This window comes from Massilia sp. MP_M2, from assembly GCF_039123635.1.
GTDB lineage: Bacteria > Pseudomonadota > Gammaproteobacteria > Burkholderiales > Burkholderiaceae_D > Telluria.
Genome location: NZ_JBCHJF010000009.1, coordinates 41,761 through 65,040, shown reverse-complemented (window position 1 = coordinate 65,040; position 23,280 = coordinate 41,761). Strand labels below are relative to the sequence as shown.

Annotated in this window: 21 protein-coding genes; 5 read left to right on the top strand and 16 right to left on the bottom strand. The window is 65.5% G+C overall.

What is annotated here, in order from left to right; translation table 11 throughout:
• Positions 1-6: 6 nt before the first annotated feature.
• The 7 genes from RCH14_RS18150 to RCH14_RS18120 form a co-directional block, all read right to left on the bottom strand.
• Entirely contained in the window at positions 7-2,193 is a 2,187-nt protein-coding gene (locus RCH14_RS18150; RefSeq protein WP_343027509.1) for a molybdopterin cofactor-binding domain-containing protein, read from the bottom strand.
• Positions 2,190-2,669, bottom strand: a complete 480-nt coding sequence (locus tag RCH14_RS18145) for a (2Fe-2S)-binding protein (protein ID WP_343027508.1) — start codon at positions 2,667-2,669, stop codon at positions 2,190-2,192. Before RCH14_RS18145 ends, RCH14_RS18150 begins: the two co-directional genes overlap by 4 nt.
• Positions 2,666-3,964, bottom strand: coding sequence for a cytochrome c (locus RCH14_RS18140; protein ID WP_343027507.1), 1,299 nt, complete (start codon positions 3,962-3,964; stop codon positions 2,666-2,668). Before RCH14_RS18140 ends, RCH14_RS18145 begins: the two co-directional genes overlap by 4 nt.
• Positions 3,965-4,051: 87 nt before the next feature.
• Positions 4,052-6,352, bottom strand: a complete 2,301-nt coding sequence (locus tag RCH14_RS18135; protein ID WP_343027506.1) for a DUF4214 domain-containing protein — start codon at positions 6,350-6,352, stop codon at positions 4,052-4,054.
• Positions 6,353-6,429: 77 nt separating this feature from the next.
• A complete protein-coding gene (gene lgt / locus RCH14_RS18130; protein ID WP_343027505.1) occupies positions 6,430-7,239 on the bottom strand; it encodes a prolipoprotein diacylglyceryl transferase in 810 nt (269 codons plus the stop codon).
• A 2-nt stretch (positions 7,240-7,241) separates the two neighbouring features.
• Positions 7,242-8,147 (bottom strand): LysR family transcriptional regulator, encoded by a 906-nt coding sequence (locus RCH14_RS18125; RefSeq protein ID WP_343027504.1) that lies wholly within the window; start codon positions 8,145-8,147, stop codon positions 7,242-7,244.
• 95 nt (positions 8,148-8,242) lie between these two features.
• A complete protein-coding gene (locus RCH14_RS18120; RefSeq protein WP_332533658.1) occupies positions 8,243-8,467 on the bottom strand; it encodes a TIGR04438 family Trp-rich protein in 225 nt (74 codons plus the stop codon).
• A gap of 178 nt (positions 8,468-8,645) precedes the next feature.
• Here RCH14_RS18120 and RCH14_RS18115 point away from each other — a divergent pair, with 178 nt between their 5' ends.
• From RCH14_RS18115 to bluB, 3 genes are all read left to right on the top strand, one after another.
• Positions 8,646-8,954: a c-type cytochrome gene (locus RCH14_RS18115; protein WP_343027503.1), complete on the top strand. Its 309-nt coding sequence runs from the start codon at positions 8,646-8,648 to the stop codon at positions 8,952-8,954.
• A gap of 128 nt (positions 8,955-9,082) precedes the next feature.
• The gene (locus RCH14_RS18110) at positions 9,083-9,457 is read left to right on the top strand and encodes a (2Fe-2S) ferredoxin domain-containing protein (RefSeq protein ID WP_343027502.1); all 375 of its coding nucleotides are present in this window, start codon (positions 9,083-9,085) and stop codon (positions 9,455-9,457) included.
• A 5-nt stretch (positions 9,458-9,462) separates the two neighbouring features.
• Positions 9,463-10,098, top strand: a complete 636-nt coding sequence (gene bluB / locus RCH14_RS18105; protein ID WP_343027501.1) for a 5,6-dimethylbenzimidazole synthase — start codon at positions 9,463-9,465, stop codon at positions 10,096-10,098.
• A 45-nt stretch (positions 10,099-10,143) separates the two neighbouring features.
• On the opposite strand, the gene RCH14_RS18100 is transcribed toward bluB, so the two are convergent.
• Entirely contained in the window at positions 10,144-10,557 is a 414-nt protein-coding gene (locus tag RCH14_RS18100; RefSeq protein WP_343027500.1) for a BLUF domain-containing protein, read from the bottom strand.
• Positions 10,558-10,878: 321 nt separating this feature from the next.
• Here RCH14_RS18100 and katG point away from each other — a divergent pair, with 321 nt between their 5' ends.
• Positions 10,879-13,137 (top strand): catalase/peroxidase HPI, encoded by a 2,259-nt coding sequence (gene katG, locus RCH14_RS18095; RefSeq protein ID WP_343027499.1) that lies wholly within the window; start codon positions 10,879-10,881, stop codon positions 13,135-13,137.
• Positions 13,138-13,301: 164 nt separating this feature from the next.
• Positions 13,302-14,270, top strand: a complete 969-nt coding sequence (locus tag RCH14_RS18090) for an IS1595 family transposase (protein WP_343027498.1) — start codon at positions 13,302-13,304, stop codon at positions 14,268-14,270.
• Positions 14,271-14,348: 78 nt separating this feature from the next.
• On the opposite strand, the gene RCH14_RS18085 is transcribed toward RCH14_RS18090, so the two are convergent.
• From RCH14_RS18085 to folD, 8 genes are all read right to left on the bottom strand, one after another.
• Positions 14,349-15,413: a CHAD domain-containing protein gene (locus tag RCH14_RS18085; protein ID WP_343027497.1), complete on the bottom strand. Its 1,065-nt coding sequence runs from the start codon at positions 15,411-15,413 to the stop codon at positions 14,349-14,351.
• A 141-nt stretch (positions 15,414-15,554) separates the two neighbouring features.
• Positions 15,555-16,256, bottom strand: a complete 702-nt coding sequence (locus tag RCH14_RS18080; protein WP_343027496.1) for an SIMPL domain-containing protein — start codon at positions 16,254-16,256, stop codon at positions 15,555-15,557.
• A gap of 138 nt (positions 16,257-16,394) precedes the next feature.
• Positions 16,395-18,551: an NHL repeat-containing protein gene (locus RCH14_RS18075; protein ID WP_343027495.1), complete on the bottom strand. Its 2,157-nt coding sequence runs from the start codon at positions 18,549-18,551 to the stop codon at positions 16,395-16,397.
• Positions 18,552-18,706: 155 nt separating this feature from the next.
• The gene (locus RCH14_RS18070) at positions 18,707-19,036 is read right to left on the bottom strand and encodes an H-NS histone family protein (RefSeq protein ID WP_343027494.1); all 330 of its coding nucleotides are present in this window, start codon (positions 19,034-19,036) and stop codon (positions 18,707-18,709) included.
• 144 nt (positions 19,037-19,180) lie between these two features.
• Entirely contained in the window at positions 19,181-19,621 is a 441-nt protein-coding gene (locus RCH14_RS18065; RefSeq protein WP_343027493.1) for a hypothetical protein, read from the bottom strand.
• Complete coding sequence (locus tag RCH14_RS18060; protein ID WP_343027492.1) at positions 19,618-20,043, bottom strand: DNA polymerase III subunit chi; 426 nt, start codon at positions 20,041-20,043, stop codon at positions 19,618-19,620. The genes RCH14_RS18065 and RCH14_RS18060 overlap by 4 nt, the downstream gene beginning before the upstream one ends.
• A gap of 45 nt (positions 20,044-20,088) precedes the next feature.
• Positions 20,089-22,176 (bottom strand): M3 family metallopeptidase, encoded by a 2,088-nt coding sequence (locus RCH14_RS18055; protein WP_343027491.1) that lies wholly within the window; start codon positions 22,174-22,176, stop codon positions 20,089-20,091.
• 20 nt (positions 22,177-22,196) lie between these two features.
• Positions 22,197-23,057 (bottom strand): bifunctional methylenetetrahydrofolate dehydrogenase/methenyltetrahydrofolate cyclohydrolase FolD, encoded by an 861-nt coding sequence (gene folD / locus RCH14_RS18050; protein ID WP_343027490.1) that lies wholly within the window; start codon positions 23,055-23,057, stop codon positions 22,197-22,199.
• Positions 23,058-23,280 lie beyond the last annotated feature (223 nt).

Here is a 23,280-nt window from a genome sequence, read left to right as displayed (position 1 = left end):
CTGCGCCTACGCTTTGCGCACCCGCGCGCGGTCCAGTGGCAGGTCGCGCATGCGCAGGCCGCAGGCGTCGAACACTGCATTCGCGATGGCTGCCGCGGCCGGGCCCTGCGCCGCTTCGCCGGTGCCCAGGAAAGGCTGGCCGGGACGGTCGATCAGGTGGACGTCGATCTGGTCCGGCGCCTGGGCAAAGCGCAGGATCGGGTACGACGCCCAATCCACCGTCAGCACACGCGACGCGTCGAAGCGCACCTGTTCCAGCAAGGTCCAGCTGGCCGACTGGATGATGCCGCCCTCGATCTGGTTGCGCACGCCGTCCGGGCTGACGATCTCGCCGCAATCGACGGCGCTTACCGCGCGCGTGATGCGCACCAGGCCTGTTTCGCGCGCCACCTCGACTTCCACCGCGATGGCGCAGTACGACGCCAGGTTTTTATAACGTGCAAAGGCGAAGCCGCGCCCGCGCCGGGCCGGGCGCCGGTACCCATCCCAGCCGAACTTTGCTGCGGCCAGCTTGATCACGTCGAGCGCGCGTGGATCGGCCAGGTGCCGCAGCCGGAACGCGACGGGGTCGCTGTTCGCGGCGCGCGCCAGTTCGTCCATGAAGCTCTCGATGGCAAACACATTGCAATAGGCGCCCAGGCCACGCAGCGCCGACGTGCGCAAGACCGGCTTTGGCTGGAAGTGGTGCACCACGCGCGCATTGGGCAGCACGTAATACGGGATCGCATTGCGGTCGCCACTGCCTTCCGGTTGCGGCGCAGGTTTCGCGACCGGCGGCACGAACGGGCGCGCCAGGTGCGTGGCCGCCAGCAGGTTGCCGGCCTTGCCGGGCCGCGTATTATGCGGCGGCGTGAAGACGTCGTGCTGCCAGTCGGCGATGCGGCCGGTGCTGTCGAGCGTGGCGGCCACCTGCACCACCATCGCCGCGCCGAATGGCTCCCACGCGTGTTCTTCTTCGCGCATCCACTGCACGCGCACGGGCCGACCGGGCAGGGCGCGCGCGAGCAGGATGGCGTCGGCCGCGACGTCGTCGGCGCCGTTGTGGCCGTAGCAGCCCGACCCCTCGACGTGGATGCAGCGGATCGTGTCTTCGTTCACGGCGATCAGTTCAGCCAGGGCCGTGCGCAGCGGGAACACACCCTGCGTGTGGGTCCAGACGGTATAGCGGCCGTCGACCAGCTGCGCCACCGCGCACGAGGGGCCGATGGAGGCGTGCAACTGGAACGGGCGCGTGTAGCGCGCAGCGAATTTACGGCCGGCCTGGACCGGTGCGCCGCGCGCCAGGATCGGCAGCACCTCGGCTGGCTGGGCGCGGATGAACGCATTCACGTCGGGATGCACCGGCAGCGACGCCGGCGTCTCCCAGCGCGTGGCCCGCGCCAGCGCCGTCGCCGCCTTCACGGCGCGGTACTCGCCCTCGGCGATCACGGCGAGAAAGCGCCCGTCCCGCACCACCTTGAGTACGCCCGGCAGGCGTTCGATTGCGGCAACCTCGACGTCAATGAGCCGCGCTGCCTGCGATGGTGGCCGCACGATCCGCGCATGCACCATCTGCGGCAGCCGCAGGTCTTGCACATACGCCGCGCCGCCCGTGACCTTGGCCGGAATGTCGACGCGCGGCACCGACTTGCCGATTGCCGTGCGCGGGCCTGGCGGGGGCGGCGCGGGCACCGGCGTGGCGCGCAGGTGCAATTCCTGGCCCGTCACCAGCTGGCCGAACGTGACACGCCGAGCACCCGCGCTGAACGCGCCATCCTTCAACGCCAGGTTGCCCAAGGGCGCGCCAAGCCGCGTTGCGGCCAGTTCGCCCAGGCGTAGACGCACCTGGCCGGCGGCGTGGCGCAGCGCCGTGCCACTGTCCTTCATCGAATTGCTGCCGGCGGTGATGCCTTCGTCCGGCGTGCGCGCCGTGTCGGCGGTGACGAGCTGCAGGCGACCAGGGGCCAGGCGCAGTTCGTCGGCCACTACCTGCAACAGCGCGGTCTTGATGCCTTGCCCCAGTTCGGCCTTCCCGGTAAACACCGTGATGCGTTCATTGGCCTCGATGCGGATCCAGGCGTCGAGCCACGGCGACTTGTCCAGGCTCTTGGGCAGCTCGCCGGGGGCAGCAAATGCTGCCCCCGGCAGCGCGAACGACAGTGTGAGCGCGCCGCCACCAGCGAGCAAGGCACGGCGGCCGGTATCGATCGTCATCGCTTGCCCTTCGCTGCCAGCGTATTGGCGACGCGCCGCACCGCGCGCAGGATGCGCATGTGCGTGCCGCAGCGGCACAGGTTCGGCGCCATGTGGGTGCGGATCTGGGCGTCGGTCGGCCTGAGGGTGCGTTCGAGCAGCGCCGTGGCCTGCATCAGCATGCCGGCGATGCAGTAGCCGCACTGCGCGGCCTGCTCGTCGATGAAGGCTTGCTGCAGCACGCCGGGGGTGGTCGCATCCCCCAACCCCTCGACCGTGCGCACCGGTCGCTGGCCGACGACGGATACCGGCACCATGCAGGCCATCGCCGGCTGCCCGTCCAGCAGCACGGTACACGAACCGCACTGGCCAAGGCCGCAGCCGAACTTGGCGCCATTGAGTTCCAGATCATTGCGCAGCACGTACAGCAGCGGGGTGTCGGCATCCTGGTCGACGGCGTGCACCTTGCCGTTCACGTGCAGGCGGTAGGTCGTCATTCTTTGCTCGCTTTGCGCACGGCCTTGTTCAGATCGGGCCACACGGGTTGGTTCGCGCCATACTTGCGCAGGTAGGCCGCCAGGGCACCGGTCTGTTCGTCGGTCAGGATCGTCCGGAAGGCCGGCATGAAGCGCGACGGCTCGCCATCGGGCGGCGTGATGCCGTCCAGCGTGATGTGAATCAGGTCGCGCGGGTCGGGGTCGTACAGCGCGATCGCCTTTTGCAGCGGCAGCGCGGTGCCGGAACTGGCATCGCGCCCGACGTCGTGGCAGCGCGCGCATGCATTGGCGTAGACCGCGTAGCCGAGCGTCATGCGCTGCAGGTCCGGATCGTCGCTTGCGGGCTTGGGCAGCGGCCCATCCTGCTGCGCGGGTGTCATGCGCGCGGGCGCCTTCGCCAACTGGCTGTGGGTCCAGGCGGCCAGCGCCGCCACATCGCGCTCGTCGGCTTGCGCCAGGTGCGTGACCACATCCTGCATCGGGCCGGCCGCCATCGCGTGGTCATGCGCGACGCCGGTGCGCAGATACGCGTGCAGCTGGTCGCGCGTCCAGGGCAGGGGCGAGGGCGAATGCTCGTTCAGCGCCGGCGCGTACCAGTCATCGGCCTCGCCGCCGCCAAGCTGTTTCTTCAGATCGGGGCCGCCCAGCAGCGTGCGCGGCGTATGGCAGGCCGCGCAGTGCGCGACGGCATCAAACAGGTACGCGCCGCGGTTCCATTCGGCCGATTGCCCGGCGACTGGCTGCCATGGCGCGTCGTCCAGGTACAGCACGTTCCAGAACGCCACCAGTGGGCGGAACCCGAACGGGAAGGTCATGCGGTTCTCGCGCGCCGGTGCGGCAATTGCGGGCCGCGTCATGAAGTACGCGTACAGGTCCTGGATGTCACCGTCGATCATGCGCACATAGTGGTTGTACGGGAAAGCGGGATACAGCAGGTGGCCATCGCGCGCGACGCCTTCGCGCATCGCGCGCGTGAAGGCCGCTTCGCTCCAGGCGCCGATGCCGGTCGTGGTGTCGGGGGTGATGTTGGTGCTGTGGACCGTGCCGAACGGGGTGTTCATCGGCTTGCCGCCGGCAAAGGGCCGCGCCAGATCCGGCGTGTGGCACGAGGCGCACATGCCAAGGCGCGCCAGGTTGGCGCCGCGCTCGATGCGCGTGGTGTCGAAGGATTGTGGCGCGGTCTGCGGCGCCAGCGCGGGGCGCCACATGATGGCAAATGCAACGCTGGTGGCGACGATGACGGCTGCGAGCAGCAGCCACCAGCCGATATGTCGTGTGCGCCGGACTTGAACCATCGGGACTCCGTGTCGTGAAGTCCCATTGTCGATGCAGGAGGGTGGGCGATCTGTGCGTTCGCCCACGCTGCAGTGTGCAAACCACCCTTACCGGGCGTTGGCCACCAGTTCGAACACGACGCGCGGCATCTGCGGATCGTTGGATTGGATTTCGTAAGTACTGGTGTGCACACCGGTCGAACGCCGGCCGGTCGTGGCATTTGTCAGCGCTTCGAATGACAGGCGCAGTTGCAGTTCGCCGCCCGGTGGCACCACGTGCACGATGTCGCCCACGTTGCCAAAGCCGCTTTCGCGATTGGCGGCCGGCGCTGCGCGCTCGAAGCCCAGATTCCAGTTTTCTCCGCCCGCCGGATTCATGACCCGGTCGCGCGCGGTGACGTTCATGGCCATGATGCCAAGGCGCAGGGTCAGGTTGGCGTTGCCCCGGTTGGCCAGGCGCACCGTCCGGAACGATGTCGAGCTACCCGTGCTGTCACCCAGCGCCAGCCTGGCGATGGCCGGATGCACGTTGTAGTGCTTGCCGTCGACTGTCAGCTTTGGCTGCGGCCCGGATGGCTTGGGCCGCAGCGAGATGAAGGGGTCGCCCTGCAAGCCCCAGTTCACACTGTCAAGCTTGCCCGCGAAGGCTTCGGCGAAGGTCGCGCCATGGGCGAGCGGCTGGTACATCGATTGCACCGCCTCCTTGTCGACCCAGTTCGACTGAAACACGACCGCGGTCGAACCGAGCACCAGCAAGGCGTCGCCCCGGGTCAGCAGCGATGTGCCGAACGAATCGGGATTGAGGAAATTCTGCGTCGAGCACGATTGCAGATTGATGAACTTGGCCCGGATCGGCGTGCCCGCCAGATCGCCCGACGTGAAGTCGACTGCATCGTTCGAGTGGAACGCTGTCGTGGGATCGGGCCCTTCTGCCACGATCCTGCCCTGGGTGCCGTGGCCGTTGAAGGCGCATATCTCGTTGGCGCCCGACAGGCAGCCACGGAAGGCATCGAGCCTCTCCTGGCCGCGGCCTTCTTGGATGTAAGTGATGCGGGAGCGTTCATACAGCGGGATATCGTCCCAGAAGCGCGGGCCGTCGACCGGCGCGGCGCCGCGTATCCACAGCGCGTTGACGTGCTGGTAAGCGGGCGTCCAGCGCGCATTCGACGCATCGGGGCCGCGGTGGTAGCCGATCATCTGGTCGAGCTTCGCCGTCAACTCGCCGGGCTGGCGCGCTGCGCTGGTGCCGCGCAAGATGGACACGGTCATGCCGTTGCGGCAGGCCGGGTCGTCGGTGGCGATCCAGGCATGGTCGCTGCCAGGCGCCGGCTGGACCACCTGCGTGCCTGACGGAATCCGGTAGCGCGCGCAGTCGGGGGCGCGGTAGGGTGTCAGATCGGGATAGCTCTGCCCATCGGCCAGGTCGACACGGGTCGGCACGACCACGTCGCCAATCAGGATGGCGCCATGCCGGCCCCGCAACTGGGCGCGCACGGCCGGCACGCTGGTGGCAGACTGCACGACATCCACGCGCCACACCGGTCCGAACTGGCCGGCGCGCGCGTTCAGGTCGGCCGCGAGCACGGTGGCGAGCGTGTCGAGCCGCGCGCGCAGCAGGGCGTGCTGGGCTGGCGCCACCAGCAGCGCGACCGAGCGCGCGCCCCCCGGCACTTCGGCGTAGCCGTCGCCCATGGTCCAGGCCTGGCCCGCCTTGAGCGCGGCGATGCCGGCATCGATCGCGCTGCCAATCTCGCCGTCGGTGCTGGCGCTGTGTGTTGCGCCCAGCAGATCGCGTACCAGCGCATTCGGGCCGTGTCCGGCGTACAGTGCCCGCGCCTCGGCCCGATCGAGTGCGGTGGTCAACATGCGCGCTGCCTCTGCCTTGCGTTCGAAGGTGATCACGTCACTGCCTTGCGCACTGGCGAGGATGGTGGTGATGGCCGCGCCCGTGCTCAATCCATGGGTCTGGATGGCGTCGAGCCAGAAGCGCAGCCCTGGCGCATCGGCGTCGCGATTGAAACTGTTGAGATACAGGGCGGCGATCAGGCGTTCGGGCGCGCCGCCATACAGTGCCTGCGCCTCGGCGCTGTTGGCCAGGCTGTCGATGATGGCGCGCACGTCGGCGTTCGTGCCATAGGCGGCCGCCATGGCACGCAGGCCGGTGGGGAGCTGCAGCCGCGCCAGCGTGGCGGCGTGGTAGGCCAGGCCGTCCGGATCGGCGGCCCGGCCGAAAAATGCGACGTAGAGCTGCTGCACCAGCGGCGTGTAGACGGTGATGTCCGCACCAGTCGCGCGCTGCGAGGTACTCATCGCGGCGGTCTGTGTGGCCGGCGCCTCCGGCGTGCCGCTCCCACAACCGGAAAGGGCCAGCATGGCGGCCATGATGGCCAGTCTTTTTGGCAGGGGCATGCGCGTCTCACTGAAAGGATTAGTGATCATTTTTGCATCAACCCCCGCCAAAGGCAATTGCCGGTCTACTGCATCAGTCAGGCGTGAACGCTCTGGCGCGGCGCCTGACGATACGCCCACACCAGCATGGCCAGCGCAGCGACGATCATCGGCAGCGACAAGACCTGGCCCGACGTGATCGGCAAGCCGAACACGGTGGTTTCCCAATCCGGTACACGGAACCATTCGGTGAAGAAGCGCGCGCAGCCATACAGCAGCGTGAACATGGCGCCCACGGCCAGGCGCGGGCGCGCCTTGCGCGCGAACAGCCACAGGATGATGAAGACCAGCACGCCGTCGATCAGCGCCTGGTACAGCGGCGACGGATGGCGCGGGCCGGCCACGCCTGGCCACAGCATGGCCCACGGCAGGCTCGGATCGGCCAGGCGGCCCGGCAGTTCGGCATTGATGAAATTGCCCATGCGGCCGGCCGCATACCCGAGCGGCACGAGCGGCGCGATGAAGTCGTACACGTCGAGGATGTTGCGGCGGCGCTTGCTGGCCCACAGCGCCATCGCGATCAGCACGCCCAAAAAGCCGCCGTGGAACGACATGCCGCCGCGCCAGATCATGAAGATTTCGAGCGGATGCGCGAGGTAGTAGAGCGGCTGGTAGAACAGCACTTCGCCCAGGCGGCCACCGATGATCACACCGAGCATCCCGTAGAACAGCATGTCGTCCAGATCATCCTTGGTCCAGCCCTGCACCGCCACGTGCGGCATGCGGATGCGCACGCGGCCCAGCATGATGAACAGGGCAAAGGCAACTACGTACATCAGGCCATACCAGTGGATTTGCACCGGCCCGAGCGCGAGCGCAATCGGGTCCGGCTGCGGATGAATCAGCATAGTCAGTCTTTCTTCAATAAGTCGAGGAAGCCCTTGAGGACGGGCGAATCGTTATCGCGTCGCCATGCCAGGCCTGTTTCGGCCAGCGGCGTGGCGTCGCGCAGGGCACGGTATTCTACGCCGGGGCGCATCAGGTTCGACACGGATTGTGGCACAAGTGCCAAGCCCATGCCGCCGGAGACCAGGCTGACGATGGTCTGCATCTGGATCGCTTCCTGCCCGATCGTGGGCAGGAGGCCGGCGGCGCGGTAGCACGCCAAAATCGCATCGTGCAGGCTTGGCGCCACCGTGCGCGGGAAGATCACCAGCGGCAGCGGGGGCAGTTCGCGCAGCCACACCGGCCCCGGTGCCGCGAGCGCCGCCAGTCCGCTCGGCGCGCACAGCACCAGCGGCTCGTCGAGCAGCTTGCGGTAGGCGAGCGCAGGATCGGCCACGCCCGCGGGTGCGCCCGGCTGCAGCGGGATCACGAAACCCGCGTCGATGCGGCCTGACAGCAGGTCGTCGAACTGCACGTCGGACGTCGCCTCGTGCAGCACCAGGCGCACGCCCGGAAACGCAGCGCGGTAGCGGCGCAGCACGTCGGGCAGCATGCCCAGGCCGGCGGTGGAGACAAACGACAGCGCCAGGCGGCCCGCCTCGCCGCTGGCCGCGCGCCGCACCAGTTCGGGCAGCGCGCCCGCTTCGTCGAGGATACGGCGCGCTTCGGGCAGCAGCGCGCTGCCGGCTGCTGTCAGGGCGACCATGCGGCGGTTGCGCAGGAACAGCGGCGCGCCGAGGAGGTCTTCGAGATTGGCGATGCTTTGCGAGAGCGGCGGCTGCGTCATGTGCAGGCGCTGCGCGGCGCGGCCGAAATGCAGCTCTTCGGCCACGGCGACGAAATGGCGCAGCTGGCGCAGTTCAGGATGCATTGATGGAGGTGATGAATGGACAGGGCTCGGTGAGTTGTCCAATGTATCACAGCGTGACGATTACAGGCCCTGCCGCTGGCGGCAATGCGGGGGTGCTAGCGGCGTTTTTCCAGCGACTTTTTCACGCGGTCGGTGCGGCGCTGCTCATCGACGTCGTGGGCCTTGCGCTTGTCCAGGCCCAGCGCCTTTTCGATGTACTCGAACCAGATGAAGGCGACCACCATCAGGCCGATGATGTACCACCAGGACAGGTCGGCGAAACGCCAGACCTCGAAGCCGCGCAAGGCGGCAAGCAGGGCGATCAAGAGGATCAGGGGCATGGTGAAAACTCCTTGTAGCCGCACATCTTACGGACTAAATGATGCTTATGGGCAAAATTAACAGTTTTCTGTTACACCGTATGAGCAAATGTGGTGATCGCGTTACAGAGTGTATCGCTTGCAGAAGGTCCACCGGATTGCCGGTAAAATTCACTCAGTCATTAATCCGGAGAATGCCATGAAGCGGTCCCTGTTGTTGTGTGTCGCGCTGTCGGCGTTTGCCTCAGGCAGCGCCCTGGCCCAGGCCGACCTGGCCAAGGCCAAGAATTGCATGGCCTGCCACACGTCGGCTACCAAGCTGGTCGGGCCGGCGTACAAGGACGTCGCCGAGAAATACGCGGGCCAGAAGGGCGCCGAAGACAAGCTGGTGCAGAAGGTGCTCAAGGGCGGCTCGGGCACCTGGGGCCCGGTCCCGATGCCGGCCAATCCGCAGGTCAGTGAGGCCGAAGCGCGCTCGCTGGTCAAGTGGGTGCTCGCGACCAAATAAGTCGTCGCCTGCGGTACGACATGAGAAGCGCGCCTGCGTCAGCAAGGCGCGCTTTTTCATTGGGGGCCACACAGGCGACGTGGTGTAAGATCGCGCCTTGTTCGCCTGCCACCCCACCTGACCGAAGCATGACTACCAACGATTCCCCCGTACCCGATGCGCCCCGCCAAGTCGTCAAGCCCACCATCGGCGTCTATCGTCGCCATCTGCTCGTGTGCACCGGCCCTCGCTGCAACGCCGATGGCGCTGCACAGGCGCTGTCCGACAGCCTGGGCGAGAAGTTCAAGGCCAGCGGCCTGGATAGTGGCCCGCTGCGCGTCAAGCGCAGCGCGGTGAGCTGCTTCGCGGCCTGCAATGGCGGCCCGATCGTCTGCGTCCAGCCGGACGGTACCTGGTACTACAACGTCACGCCGGACAATATGGACCGCATCATCGACCAGCACCTGTGCAAGGGCGAGCGCGCCGATGACCTGGTGTTCCACCAGGCGGGCACACAGGCGTGACGACCATGGCGCACCGCTTCGACGACGCCCAGGTCGACGGCGTCTACCGCGCCATCGCCGAGCGGCGCGACGTGCGCCACTTCATCCCCGGCGCGATCGACGAAGCAGTGCTGCTGCGCCTGCTCACGGCAGCGCACCAGGCGCCCAGCGTCGGCATGATGCAGCCATGGCGCTTCATCCGCATCGCGTCAACGCTGCTGCGCGAACAGATCTGCACGCTCGTCGAAGCTGAGCGCACGGCCACCGCCGATGCCCTGGGCGAGCGCGGCGCCGAGTTCATGCGCCTGAAGGTGGAGGGACTGCGCGACTGCGGCGAAGTGCTGGTCGTGGCGCTGATGGACGGCCGTGAGCGCCACATATTCGGCCGCCGCACGCTGCCCGAGATGGACCTGGCGTCGGTGTCCTGCGCGATCCAGAACCTGTGGCTGGCGGCGCGCGCCGAAGGGCTGGGAATGGGGTGGGTGTCGCTGTTCGATCCCGAACAACTGGCGGCCTTGCTGGGCATACCGGAAGGCGGCAAGCCGGTGGCGATCCTGTGCCTGGGGCACGTGGCCGAGTTTTATCCGAAGCCGATGCTCGAACTCGAAGGCTGGGCCCAGCGGGGCGCGCTGAGCGACTTTGTCTCGCTCGACCGCTGGTAGCGATCGAGCCCTACTGGCTGCCTTGGCACTGGCGCCAGTACCCTTTCAGGCGGCGAACAGCTTCAGCAATGCCACTGCCGGGGAGGCTGAGCCAATCCGCCGATTGGCTTGCGCAGCTTCGAGGACCTCGACAAGTTCATTGTATTTGTCGGCTTGACGGTCATTCAAATTGGTCATGTTCATACTCCAGCGAGGGAAGGTACGAAACTTGGCCGGCTCGTTGTACAGAACCCGGGAATTCTTGTGGCGCGGATCGAGTTCGATTTTTTTATACAGCTTGTCGAGCGCGGCTACCGGACCCTCCAGAACCTGCAGGAACCAACCCCCGTTGTAGAACAGACTGCCCGTCACGTCGAGTGGAGCATTGTTCGTTTTTGCCTTATCCTGAATGGACGCCAAATCATCTGGCGACATCTTGCGTGTGGATTGGCTGACGTAGACAAGTTGATTGATTGACATGCAAAATTCTTTCTTTAGGGAAAGTAAAACTATAGCTCAGCATCATGCTAATGTCGAACATATAGTGCATTTAAGAAATTTAGAGCGGTTCAAGAAACACGGGTCATTTTTTTATTAGCGAATTGCCGTTGGCTTTTTGACATCTGAGGGACGCATGCACGATCAACATGTTCACCCGCAGTGCACCGCTGGCGCCGCCGACGTAGCTGTCAAACGCCGGTGCGACAAAGTCCTATCACATCCATCAACATTGCCAATCCACGAATACCCGAAGTTTCCCTATAATTTTGTCAAATCTTACCGACCAGACAGGAGAAACAAATGAGTGTGGACAATATCCCGGCCAAGTGCCCGTTCAGCGGTGCAGCCGGTTCCGGCACGACCAACCGCGACTGGTGGCCAAAGGCGTTGCGTCTCGATCTGCTGGCGCAACATTCGGCCAAGTCCGACCCGATGGGCGGCGACTTCGACTACCGCGCCGCCTTCAACAGTCTCGACCTCGAGGCAGTCAAGGCCGATCTGGCCAAGGTGATGACGGATTCCCAGGAATGGTGGCCGGCCGACTTCGGTCACTACGGCGGCCTGTTCGTGCGCATGGCATGGCATAGCGCTGGTACCTACCGCATCGGCGATGGTCGTGGCGGCGCCGGTCGCGGCCAGCAGCGCTTCGCGCCCCTCAACAGCTGGCCCGACAACGTCAGCCTCGACAAGGCACGCCGGCTGATCTGGCCGGTCAAGCAGAAATACGGCGAAAAAATCTCGTGGGCCGACCTGATCATCCTGACCGGTAACGTCGCCCTCGAAACGATGGGCTTCAAGACCTTCGGCTTTGCCGGCGGCCGCCAGGACGTGTGGGAACCCGACCTGGACGTGTACTGGGGCCGCGAAAACAAATGGCTGGGCAGCGACGAGCGCTACACGGTCGGCTCGCCCGGCGTCGAAGGCCGCGGTGTCATCGACAAGGACGACAATAGCGAGATCACCCACTCGCGCGACCTCGAAAACCCGCTGGCGGCGGTGCAGATGGGCCTCATCTACGTGAACCCGGAAGGCCCGGACGGCAAGCCCGACCCGGTTGCGTCTGCCTACGACATTCGCGACACGTTCGCCCGCATGGCCATGAATGACGAAGAAACCGTGGCGCTGATCGCCGGCGGCCACACCTTCGGCAAGACCCATGGCGCTGGTCCGTCCGAGCACGTCAAGGAAGAACCGGAATCGGCCGGCCTGCATGCCCAGGGCTTTGGCTGGCATAACAGCTTTGGCACCGGCAAGGGCGCAGATACGACCACCAGCGGCCTCGAAGTCACCTGGACCAGCACGCCAACCCAGTGGGGCCACGATTACTTCACGTATCTGTTCGGCCACGAGTGGGAACTGACGAAGAGCCCGGCCGGCGGCCACCAGTGGGTGGCCAAGGATGCCGAGGCAACCGTCCCGGATGCGTATGACGCCGCCAAGCGCCACCGTCCAACGATGCTGACGTCCGACCTGGCCCTGCGCATGGACCCGGCCTACGAGGCGGTTTCGCGCCGCTTCCTGGAAAACCCGGACCAGTTCGCGGACGCCTTTGCCCGCGCCTGGTTCAAGCTGACCCACCGTGACATGGGACCACGTGCCCGCTACCTCGGCCCGGACGTCCCGGCCGAAGTGCTGATCTGGCAAGACCCGGTGCCAGCCGCCGAAGGCGCTGCGATTGACGAAGCCGATGCCAAAGCACTGAAAGACAAGGTGCTGGCGTCCGGCCTGAACATCGGCGAGCTGGTGTCGACGGCGTGGGCCTCGGCCTCGAGCTTCCGTGGTTCGGACAAGCGCGGCGGCGCCAACGGTGCGCGCATCCGCCTGGCCCCGCAAAAGGACTGGGCCGCCAACGAGCCGGAGCAACTGGGCCGCGTGCTGGCGCAGCTCGAAGGTGTTCAAGCCGAGTTCAACGCGGCGCAGACGGGCGGCAAGCAGGTCTCACTGGCCGACCTGATCGTCCTGGCCGGCAATGCCGGCGTCGAGGCGGCAGCCAAAGCGGCGGGCCACGACATTGCGGTGCCGTTCACGCCGGGTCGCACCGATGCGTCGCAAGAGCAGACCGATGTCGAATCGTTCGATGCCCTCGAACCGGTCGCGGATGCCTTCCGCAACTACGAGAAAGCCCTGTACAGCATTTCGGCTGAATCGTTGATGATCGACCGCGCCCAGCTGCTGACGCTGACGGCGCCGGAAATGGCGGTGCTGGTGGGCGGCCTGCGCGTGCTGGGCGCCAATACCGGCGGCAGCGCCGACGGCGTGCTGACGCAGCAGAAGGGCGCGTTGACGAACGACTTCTTCGTCAACCTGCTCGACATGGCCACCGAATGGCGTCCGGCCACGATGCCGGGCCACGGCGTCGAACGCTTCGAAGGCCGCGATCGCAAGACCGGCGAGAAGAAGTGGACGGCGTCGCGCGTCGACCTGGTGTTTGGCTCGAATGCGCAGCTGCGTTCGATCGCCGAAGTGTATGCCAGCGCCGATGCCGGCCAGAAGTTCGCGAAGGACTTCGTCGCTGCCTGGACCAAGGTGATGGAGCTGGATCGCTTCGACGTCAAGTAAGGTTTGATTGACGTCTGGCCCGGGGTTCAAGGTGAGCACGATAGCGTGCGCACCTTGAACCCCGGGCCATTTTCTTTGGCGCAGTCAACGTTAAATAGAGCTGCGCTGTGAACTGATAAACGGCCCCATGGTCCAACCCCTGTCACCAGTGTCAGGAGTCGATCATGAAAGCACCACCTTTCAAACGTTGGTTCGCAAGATTGCCATCGCTGAATGGGGCGCAGCGTCGTCAAGTGCTCGATGCCCTGCACCCTGCGGCCGGCCTCGACCAGGTCGTTGCGCTCATCGCCCAGGCCAGGGCGCCAGGGCGCTGTTGCCCCAGCTGTGGCAACGCACGCTGCAACCGGCACGGGTTTGCCAACGATCTGCAGCGTTTTCGCTGCTGCAATTGTGGGCGCACTTTCAACGACCTGAGCGGCACGCCACTGGCGCGGCTCAGGCTCAAGACCAAATGGCTCGCCTACTCCCAGGTGCTGCTGGACTCGCTCCCCGTGCGCAAAGCCGCAGATCGGGTCGGCGTGCACCGCAATACCGCCTTCCGATGGCGCCACCGCTTTCTCGCGTGGGTCAAGCTCGACCGGCCCGCGGCGCTGAACGGCATCGTCGAGGCTGATGAGACGTTCCTGCTCGAATCGCAAAAGGGCTCGCGCGCACTCGACCGCCCACCCCGTCGCCGGGGCGGGCGCGCTGCCCGGCGCGGCATTTCCCGTGAGCTCGATTGCATCCTCGTGGCGCGCGACCGCAACGGGGGCACCATTGACGCCGTCACTGGCCGCGGTGCGCTGACGGTCGCGCAACTCGAACGAGGCTTGCTGCCCAGGCTCGATCCACAGGCGCTGCTGGTCAGCGACAGCCATGCCGCCTACCGCGCCTTTGCACGCAAGCACAGGATCGCGCACGAGGTGGTGAATCTGTGCGCGGGCGTGCGCGTCAGGCGCCTGGGTAACCTTGCGATCCACGTACAGAACGTGAACGGGTATCACCAGCGCTTCAAGGCCTGGCTGATGTGCTTTCGTGGCGTGGCGTCACGCTACCTGCCCAATTACCTGGGCTGGCGCTGGGCCCTCGATGGGGGGCGGGTAAGTTCCCCGGAACAGTTGCTGCGCATCGCAGTCGGCACCATCAACAGATAACGTTGACTGCGCCAATGACAATGCCCCGCGCATTGGCGGGGCATCGGATGGCCATGCAGTCAGCGTGGCCGGTTTGGATCAGCGCGTGATGCGGCGCTTGGCGACATCGGCCAGCACCTTCGACAAGCCCTGCGCATCGGCTTGCCCGGTTGCCGCGATATAGCCGCGCACATAGGCCGCCTGCTTGGCGACCTGGCTGCTGCCGCCCTTGAGTTCTTCGAGCAGCTGGTCGGCCACGGCCAGGTCGTTCAGCGCGCCCAGGCGATCCTGCAGCTTTTCAAGGTGCCCGAGATAGCGCTTGACGCGCTGCGCCGGCAGCAGGTCGCGGAAGAATTCTGCCGCATAGCGCGCCTTCTTGGCCGCGATGCGCACGCGGTGACGGCCCGGTGCATCGGCTTCTTCCAGCCCGTCGATGCGCTTGGCCAGCCGCTTTTCGGCCGTGCGCAGCAGGGGCAGGGCGCTTTTCGCGGCGCGTTCGAGCAGCGGCGAATCCTTTGGCAGGCCGCCTTCGGGCTGCCAGCGGCGTTCGTCCAGCCAGTCGGTCAGTTGCGCCATCAGCTCGGTATAGCGCGCATCGCGCAGCACGTGCAGGATCTGCGCGTGGTGGCCCGTGGCGCGGTCGTGCGCGGCCTGGCGCAGCGCCTGCGCATCGATGCCCGGCACGCGCTGGATGGTGGAATCGGCCAGCACGTCCCAGTCGCGCGCCGGACCCAGTTCGCCGGACAGCCACTCGATGCCCGCGTGCAGCGGCACCGGCGGCGGCGCCAGTTCTTCGAACATCGCGAGCAGCGCGCGCAGGCGGCGCAGGCCGACGCGCATCTGGTGCAGGCTCTCGACATGCTGTTTCAGTACGCCCGGCACGTTCGCTTCGATCTGCGCGACACAATTCATACCGATGGCCTGGAACGCGTCTTCGAGCGTCATGCGCCCGCGCAGGTGAACCGGCTCGGCCTTGACGGCGCCGATCGGGGCTTCTTTGACGTCGCTTGCTTGCTCTTTCGGCAGCGGCTGGTCGGTCTGCGGTTCGTCGGGCGCGTCGGCGGCGTCGGTCGTGTCAGTGATCGTGACTGCCTCCGTCAGATCGGGCGTGGCGACTGTCGCGATCTCGGGCGTCAGGTGCTTCGTTTTATGGTGCTTGCTCATGCTGGTGCCTCTCGTGGACAGTGAATGGTTCCATCATACGCCTGCGCACTCGTCCGTACACATCTCCATGACAGGTAAGTGACATCGCGCACGGCAAGGCAGGTCAGCACCACGCCAGACGCACCAGATCCGGCCCGGGCCTTACTTGCCGATCCGGTAAATTACGTCCACGCCCTGCACGAATTTTTGCACGCCGACCAGCAGCGGATCGCGTGGAGACGACACCGACGCGTAGCGCGGCGCATCGCTGGCCAGCCCCATGGCGTTGGACAGGTTCTTCAACGGTGCCAGCGCCACGCCACCGGCCGGCCCCAATTTGGCGCCGATGCCGCGCGCGATGTTCTGCGCCTTCAGGCGCGCCGCGCCCAGTGCCTGGCTGACCAGTTCGGCCTCGATCTTGTCGGCGTCGCTGCGGCTGAAGGCCACGGCCAGCGCTTCGACATTGGGCAGCACCATCAGGCTCTGGATCAGCGCCGTCCACACGTTCAGGTCGCGCACGGTCGCGTGCACGGCGGTGCGGGTTTCGATCGCCGTCACCCGCTCGCCCTCCTTGAGCGGGCGACGCAGTACGTCCTGCACCGAGATGTCCTCGACCTTCACACCCTGTTCGGCCAGCAGCGCGCGGCTCGCTGCCAGGCGCTCGTGCACCAGTTTCCATGCCGCGTCCAGGTCGGCCTCGGTGGTGACGATCTCGAAGTCGATCTCTCCGGTGTCCGGCATGACGTGCAGGTCGGCAGCCGCCGTCACGTGGATGAAGGGGTAGGCGGGCAGGTCGGCGGCGTGGGCGGGCGCGGCGTGCAGCAGGGCAGCGCTGGCCAGTGCGGTGGCAAACATCTTGAGCATGATGATCCTTGTCGTATCCGGGACATTCCCGTGGCACAACAAGAGTAAAGCGTCTAGACCTTGATGTCTATATTAAATAGACGTCAAGGTCTAGATTATGTACTGTGCATGATCGCAGGTGCGCCGTCAGTGCGCGCCTTATTCGATCACGAACGCCAGGTCGCGGCCGTTCTGCGCCACCTGGCCGGCATAGTCAGCGGCGTGGATGCGCAGCAGATACTCGCCCGGCGCCAGCTCGCCAATGCGCCAGCTGCCCGTTTCGATCCTGCCATCGCGCAGGCGGTTGTTGAGCGCATAGTCGAACTGGGTCGACGCGCTGCCGTAGACCGTGATGCCGCTGGTCGGCGCATACACCGCTTTCACCGCATCGGGGTTGCGTGGCAGGCGGTCGTAGACCTGCGTGATGACGGGCTGCTCGAAGCCTGCCAGCGGCGCGCCGTCGGCGCGCAGCACCTGGTAGCCCAGCTTGTACAGCCCCAGCTTGCGGCGCGCCAGGTTGCCATTCACCTGGTCGTAGGCGTTCACGACGATCTGGAGCTCGCCCAGCGTGCGGTCCAGGCGCAGGGGCTGGCCCTTGTTCGCCGTGATGCGCTTGCCGGCCGTGTCGTACAGCGCGATGCGCGAGATCGTCGGCGTCACCGTGTCGACGAAGCCGATGAACGGCAGCGTCAGTGGATTGACGAGCGTGCCGCCCTGGTAGTAATCGAGATGCACGTGCGACAGCGCATTGAGCGTACCGAGCTTGTCGCCGACGGCAAAGCGGGTGCCGCGCGGCACCCGCACGCGCACGGCCTTGCCATTGGTTTTGCCATTGGCGGTTTCTTCGCGCTGAATCTGGAAGCGCGGATCGAGCGCGCGCCCTTGCGGATCGCGTCCCACGCGCATGTGGATGTACGACAGCGGCCCGACGCTCATGCCTTCGCCAAGGTTGTTAAACCCCCAGTTTGCATACGGGTCGGTCACCTTGGCCGGCAGGATCGCCAGCACGGTCGCGCCGACGTCGCCGCGCACGTCCAGGCCCGCGTGGAAATGGTCGCGGCTGTCGCCGCCATAGGTGCCGCGCACTTCGCCCATCACGCCCACCACTTCATGGACGGTGTCCTGTGGGCCGATTGGCCAGGGCATCGGCTCCGTGCGCCGTTGCAGCGGCGGGCGCGCCAGCACGGGCGCGGCCTCGCCCGTGCGCGGTGGCGCCAGCCGATGCAGGCGGTGGGCGTTGGCGTCAGCCACCACCAGGCTGCCGTCGCGCGCGACCGCAATGCCGCGCGGGCCGTTGAGCTGCACGGTGCCGTCGCTACCGAAACCGTTCGGCTCGAGCGGGCGGTCGGCGTCCGCCAAAGGGCGAAATTCGCCCGTTGGCGTCATCTGCAGGATGCGCCCGCCAGCGCTGGCGACGATGTACAGGTAGCCATCGCGCGTGACGGCCAGGCCCACCGGGCGGCGCAGCGCGGGCCGGCGCTCGGCCTCGGGCGGCAGCGCGAGCGTGTCGACCGTGCCGTCGGGCCGCAGGCGGCGCACCGCGTTGTTGCCGGTGTCGGCGATGTACAGGTTGCCGTCATGGTCGACGGCCAGCGCGCTCGGGGTATCGAAGGCGGCGGCCTGACCGGGGCCATCGAACAGGTTCGGCTTGCCGCTGCCGGCCAGCGTGGTCACCGTGCCATCCTGGGCGATGCGGCGGATGCGGTCGTTGTAGGTGTCGGCCACGTAGACGATGCCGGCGTCGTCCACCGCGATGCCGACCGGGCCGTTGAACTGCGCTGCACGGCCGATACCGTCCGCATAGCCGGGACTGCCGTTGCCGGCCAATGTCGTCACGGCGCCACCCGGCGCGATGCGGCGGATCGCATGGTTGCCGGTGTCGGCCACGTACAGGTTGCCCAGGTGGTCGAGCGCGATGGCGGACGGCGTGTTGAACGCGGCGGCGGTGCCCAGGCCATCGCTAAAACCTTCCTTGCCGCCAGCCAGCGTCGAGACCGCGCCATCGGGCTGGAGGACGCGGATGCGGTTGGCTTCGCCCCCGTCGGCGATATAGATCGCGCCGCGCGGGCCGATTGCCACGCCATATGGATCGCTGAAGCGGCTGACCAGCGCCGCGCCATCCTGCGCGCCGTCCTGGCCGTCGCCCGCCAGCAGGTGCACGCGGGCGGGCCAGAACGGTTGGGTATTGGCCACCCGAGCGGTGAGCACCGGGGTGCCGCCGGTGTGCGGTTCGACCCGGTCGGTGAACCAGAAGACCGTGCCAACGGCCAGGAGGGTGGCGCCGGCGAGCGCTGCGATAAGGGGAGTGCGTTTCACGAAGACGACGGGCTGATTGCTGAAGTTGCAATCTTAGCCGAAACGCGCGACTGGATGGGGCGGGCGGAAATGCGAACGCCGCCGGACGAAGGTCGGGGCGGCGTGCAGGCAGTACGTGGTGCGTTGATCAGTGCTGCGCGATCAGTGCTGCGTTATTAAATACGCAGATCGTCCAGCGACTTGCCCTTGCCCAGTGCTTCGACGACCCATTTCGGTTGACGGCCACGGCCGGTCCAGGTCTGGGTATTGTCAGCCGGGTTGTGATATTGCGGATTGACTTTGGCGCCGCCCGTCTTCTTGGCTTTGGTGCCGCCCTTGGCCAGCAGTTCCTCGACCGAGATGCCCATATTCTGGGCGATCTCGAGAATTTGCTCACGAGCTTTCTTTACGTCTTGCTGCTGGCGGTTTTTGATCTCTTTTTCGATATCGAATTGAAGACCTTTCAGTTCGGCGAGGTTATAACCCGACAGATTGATGTTTGCCATTTTGTTTCTTCCTTGATTAGGTGATTCGATTCGTTTCGAAGAGCCGCGCAGGGATTTTACTATTGAATCGTTAATTTGGAATGACAATCGTGCGCGGGGTTAATTTCGAATCAAATGGAAGGCAGAACGGCATGTGGCGCGGGTTTATTTTTCCAGCATTCTGATGTGGGCGATTTCCTGCGAAACTGCGCGCGTCACGACCTCGCTCAGTGTATCGCCGAGACTGCTGCGAATATCGGCCGAGAAATTGGCCATCGCTTTGTCGACGGCTTCGGCGATGCCATCGCGCAAACGCTGTTCGAGCACGAAATCGATCCGCCCCTGCAGTTGCTGCAGAATGCGCTCGGTGACGCGCCGCTCCATCACGCTCCATTGCTCGCCGTTCCAGTGGTCGACGGCGCGCCGTTCCAGCGCCTCCGGTGCATCCTGCGGCACGGTCTCCACGGTCTCCACGGGCGGCGGCGGTGGGGCGCTCGCCTCGACGACCGGTGCTGGCTGCGCCACCGGTGCGCCCGGCGCGTTTGATTCCGCGACCACTTCGGTCAACACGGGAATGCTTGCATCGAAAGCGGGATCGTGGCTCATGACTGTCCTGCGACGAAGTGGGTCAGCGGATAGGATTCTTTTTTATACGCGATATAGCGCTTGCGGCCTTCGGCAGCGTCTTCTTCGTCGATCGAGATAATTTCAAACACGCGCGCAAAGTGCGTGAAATTGCGTGGCCTGCGGCGCGTCAGGTTCACGAGCATATCGTGGTGCGGCAGCTCGCTGTCTTCATTATCGGTAATCACGATCGGCGTTTGCGGCGCCAACGCATCGCCTGCCATCACGTGCGGAATGAAATCAGTATCCGACAAGCTCCACATTGCCGCATTCAAGGCCTCGGCTTGTTCGGGGCTATCGGCCAGCACGACGATTTTGGCGCGCGCGCCATATGCCTTGCGCGCAAGGCGGCAGGCATAGGCCAGCTTATCCGGGATATTGGTATGAAAGTCGATGCGGGTCATGGGCGCTTATGGAAAATCGGGAGTGCCCTGGCACTCCCGATAGGGTCAATCCAATTGGTCAGGCATCATGCCGCTATGGCGCAGCAAGGCATCGATCGATGGCTCGCGACCGCGGAAGGCCTTGAATGAATCGAGCGCCGGCCGCGAACCGCCCACCGCCAGGATCTCGCGCTGGAAGCGCCGGCCCGTTTCGAACAGGTCGGCGCCGCCACCTTCGAGCGCTTCTTCAAACGCGGCGTAGGCATCGGCCGACAGCACTTCGGCCCACTTGTAGCTGTAATAGCCGGCCGCGTAACCGCCCGCAAAAATGTGGCTGAACGAATGCAGGAAACGGTTGAACGATGGCGGCGTGATGACCGCGAAGTTGCGGCGCACGTCGTCGATCAGTGCCTGCACCTGGCCGTTGTGCGCGTCGAAATCGTAGTGCAGGTGCATGTCGATCAGCGAGAACTCGACCTGACGCAGCGTTTGCATCCCGGACTGGAAGTTCTTCGCGGCCGTCATCTTGTCGAACAGCGCGCGCGGCAGCGGCTCGCCCGTTTTCACGTGCGCCGTCATCTGCTGCAGCTTGTCCCACTCCCAGCAGAAGTTTTCCATGAACTGCGATGGCAGTTCCACCGCATCCCACTCCACGCCCGAAATGCCCGAGACCGACAGCTCTTCGACTTCGGTCAGCATGTGGTGCAGGCCGTGGCCGAATTCGTGGAACAGCGTGGTGACTTCGTCGTGCGTGAACAGCGACGGCTGCAGCACGCCGTCCTTGGTGGCCGGCGGCGTGAAGTTGCAGACCAGGTAAGCGACCGGCGTTTGCACGGTGCTGCCATGGAGCAGGCGACGCCCGCGCGCATCGTTCATCCATGCGCCTTGCGCCTTGCCGGCGCGCGCATACAGGTCGAGGTAGAACTGGCCGACCAGCTGGCCGTCGCGCTCGATGCGGAAGAAGCGCACGTCCGGGTGCCAGGTCGGTGCGTCGTCCGGGCGCACGGTCACGCCGAACAGTTCTTCGATCACGCCGAACAGGCCCGCGACCACTTTCGGCTCGGGGAAGTATTCCTTCACTTCCTGGGCCGAGAACGCGTAACGCTGCTCGCGCAGCTTTTCGGAAGCGAAGGCCACGTCCCACGATTGCAGCTCGTCGATCGCCAGCTCGTCGCGCGCAAACGCGCGCAGTTCAGCCAGGTCTTTCTCGGCGTACGGGCGGGCGCGGCGCGCCAGGTCTTCCAAAAATTCGATCACGTGCTGCGGGCTTTGCGCCATCTTGGCCACCAGCGAGATATCGGCGAAGCTGCCGTAGTCGAGCATCTTGGCTTCTTCATTGCGCAGTTGCAGCAACTGGACGATGTTCGACGAGTTGTCCCACTTCGCGACATCGGTAAACATGATGCCGGCGTCGGACGCCTTGGTGGCGGTGGCGCGGTAGATCGTCTCGCGCAGCGCGCGGTTGGTACTGAACTGCAGGATCGGGAAGTACGAGGGGAAGTGCAGCGTGAACAGCCAGCCGGTCTTGCCATCGCGTTCGGCGGCGGCCTTTGCAGCAGCCTTCACGTCGTCCGGCAGGCCGGCCAGTTCGGCTTCGTTGTCGACCACGAGCTTGTAGTCGTTGGTGGCATCGAGCACGTTTTCGGAAAAGCGCGTCGAGAGTTGCGATTGCTGCTCCTGGATTTCGGCGAAGCGTTCTTTTTTATCGGCGGCCAGCTCGGCGCCGCCCAGGCGGAAGTCGCGCAGGGCGTTTTCGACGATGCGCTTGCGGGTGTCGCTCAGCGCGGCAAAGCCCGCGCTTTCGCGCAGCTGCTTGTATTTGGCAAACAGCGCCTCGTTCTGGCCCAGTGCGGTCGAGAATTCGACGACCTTGGGCTGGTTCTCGTTGTAGGTGGCGCGCAGTTCGGGGGTGTCGACCACGTGGTTCAGGTGGCCGACCACGCCCCAGGCGCGGCTCAGGCGCTCGCCGACCTCGTCGAGCGGGGCCAGCGTGGCCCAGGTAACCTCATCCAGCGGCGCCTCGAGTTGCGCGACGACCGCGTTCGCCTCGGCGATCAGACTGTCGATGGCGGACGTGACGTGTTCGGGCTTGATCGCGTCAAAGCGCGGCAAGTCGGAAAAGTCGAGGAGGGGATTGCTCGTTGCGTTCGTCATCAATAGTCCTTCCAGATTCGTTAGCGTTGGTTCTTCAGTTCGCGTTCCGCCGATTCCACCGTGTTTTGCAGCAGCATCGTGATCGTCATCGGCCCCACGCCGCCTGGCACCGGGGTGATGTGGCCGGCCACTTCACGCACGCCGGCAAAATCGACGTCGCCGCACAGCTTGCCCGCGTCGTCGCGGTTCATGCCCACGTCGATCACGATCGCGCCCGGTTTGACCATATCGGCGGTCAGGGTATTGCGGCGGCCGACAGCGGCCACCACGACATCGGCCTGGCGCGTGTGGTAGCCCAGATCCGCGGTCGCGCTATGACATATGGTCACGGTGGCATTGGCTTGCAAGAGCAGCATCGCCATCGGTTTGCCGACCGTGTTGCTGCGGCCGATGACCACCGCGTGCTTGCCGCGCAGGTCGACACCCGTGGTTTCGATCAGCTTCATGCAGCCGTACGGCGTGCAAGGACGGAAGCCTTCCAGGCCCGTCATCAGTTCGCCGGCCGAGAGCACCGAGTAGCCGTCGACATCCTTGGCCGTCGAAATCGCCTCGATGACTTTGTTCGGGTCGATGTGCTTGGGCAGCGGCATTTGTACGAGGATGCCGTGGATGGCCGGGTCGGAATTCAATGCTGCAATGCGATCGAGCAGGGCGGCCTCGCTCAGGTCGGCGTCGTATTTTTCGAGCACCGAGTGGAAACCGACGTCGCCGCAGGCCTTGACCTTGTTGCGCACATAGACCTGGCTGGCGGGATCTTCCCCGACCAGGATCACGGCCAGGCCGGGCTGCTTGCCGGCTTCGGTGAGCCTGGCGGTGCGCGCGGCAATGTCGGCGCGCAATTGTTGGGAAAGGAGGATTCCGTCGATGTGTTGGGCTGGCATGGTGGGTGGCTCGTCGCTGGGCAAAAACAGAATTATACGGCCCGCGAACCGGTTGCCGTTCGCTGTCGCCCGTTACGGCAAGCTGAAACCGGCGTTTTTTGTCGTGTGCCGGACGCTTCGGTATACGATGTTTGATGGCAGGAAGTTCAATATTTCACGATGTAAATTGTGCAGTTGCAGCATAGGTTTTCACATTATGAAATCGAATATCATAGTTTGAAAA

Bases quoted from the DNA above. Each gene is read 5' to 3' on its own strand.
- RCH14_RS18055 (WP_343027491.1), bottom strand. From the start codon at position 22,176: ATGACGAACGCAACGAGCAATCCCCTCCTCGACTTTTCCGACTTGCCG.
- RCH14_RS18145 (WP_343027508.1), bottom strand. From the start codon at position 2,669: ATGACGACCTACCGCCTGCACGTGAACGGCAAGGTGCACGCCGTCGAC.
- lgt (WP_343027505.1), bottom strand. From the start codon at position 7,239: ATGCTGATTCATCCGCAGCCGGACCCGATTGCGCTCGCGCTCGGGCCG.
- RCH14_RS18085 (WP_343027497.1), bottom strand. From the start codon at position 15,413: ATGAGCAAGCACCATAAAACGAAGCACCTGACGCCCGAGATCGCGACA.
- RCH14_RS18090 (WP_343027498.1), top strand. From the start codon at position 13,302: ATGAAAGCACCACCTTTCAAACGTTGGTTCGCAAGATTGCCATCGCTG.
- RCH14_RS18150 (WP_343027509.1), bottom strand. From the start codon at position 2,193: ATGACGATCGATACCGGCCGCCGTGCCTTGCTCGCTGGTGGCGGCGCG.
- RCH14_RS18100 (WP_343027500.1), bottom strand. From the start codon at position 10,557: ATGTCAATCAATCAACTTGTCTACGTCAGCCAATCCACACGCAAGATG.
- RCH14_RS18135 (WP_343027506.1), bottom strand. From the start codon at position 6,352: ATGCCCCTGCCAAAAAGACTGGCCATCATGGCCGCCATGCTGGCCCTT.
- RCH14_RS18070 (WP_343027494.1), bottom strand. From the start codon at position 19,036: ATGGCAAACATCAATCTGTCGGGTTATAACCTCGCCGAACTGAAAGGT.
- RCH14_RS18065 (WP_343027493.1), bottom strand. From the start codon at position 19,621: ATGAGCCACGATCCCGCTTTCGATGCAAGCATTCCCGTGTTGACCGAA.
- RCH14_RS18125 (WP_343027504.1), bottom strand. From the start codon at position 8,147: ATGCATCCTGAACTGCGCCAGCTGCGCCATTTCGTCGCCGTGGCCGAA.
- katG (WP_343027499.1), top strand. From the start codon at position 10,879: ATGAGTGTGGACAATATCCCGGCCAAGTGCCCGTTCAGCGGTGCAGCC.
- bluB (WP_343027501.1), top strand. From the start codon at position 9,463: ATGGCGCACCGCTTCGACGACGCCCAGGTCGACGGCGTCTACCGCGCC.
- RCH14_RS18060 (WP_343027492.1), bottom strand. From the start codon at position 20,043: ATGACCCGCATCGACTTTCATACCAATATCCCGGATAAGCTGGCCTAT.
- RCH14_RS18140 (WP_343027507.1), bottom strand. From the start codon at position 3,964: ATGGTTCAAGTCCGGCGCACACGACATATCGGCTGGTGGCTGCTGCTC.
- RCH14_RS18120 (WP_332533658.1), bottom strand. From the start codon at position 8,467: ATGCCCCTGATCCTCTTGATCGCCCTGCTTGCCGCCTTGCGCGGCTTC.
- RCH14_RS18080 (WP_343027496.1), bottom strand. From the start codon at position 16,256: ATGCTCAAGATGTTTGCCACCGCACTGGCCAGCGCTGCCCTGCTGCAC.
- RCH14_RS18110 (WP_343027502.1), top strand. From the start codon at position 9,083: ATGACTACCAACGATTCCCCCGTACCCGATGCGCCCCGCCAAGTCGTC.
- folD (WP_343027490.1), bottom strand. From the start codon at position 23,057: ATGCCAGCCCAACACATCGACGGAATCCTCCTTTCCCAACAATTGCGC.
- RCH14_RS18115 (WP_343027503.1), top strand. From the start codon at position 8,646: ATGAAGCGGTCCCTGTTGTTGTGTGTCGCGCTGTCGGCGTTTGCCTCA.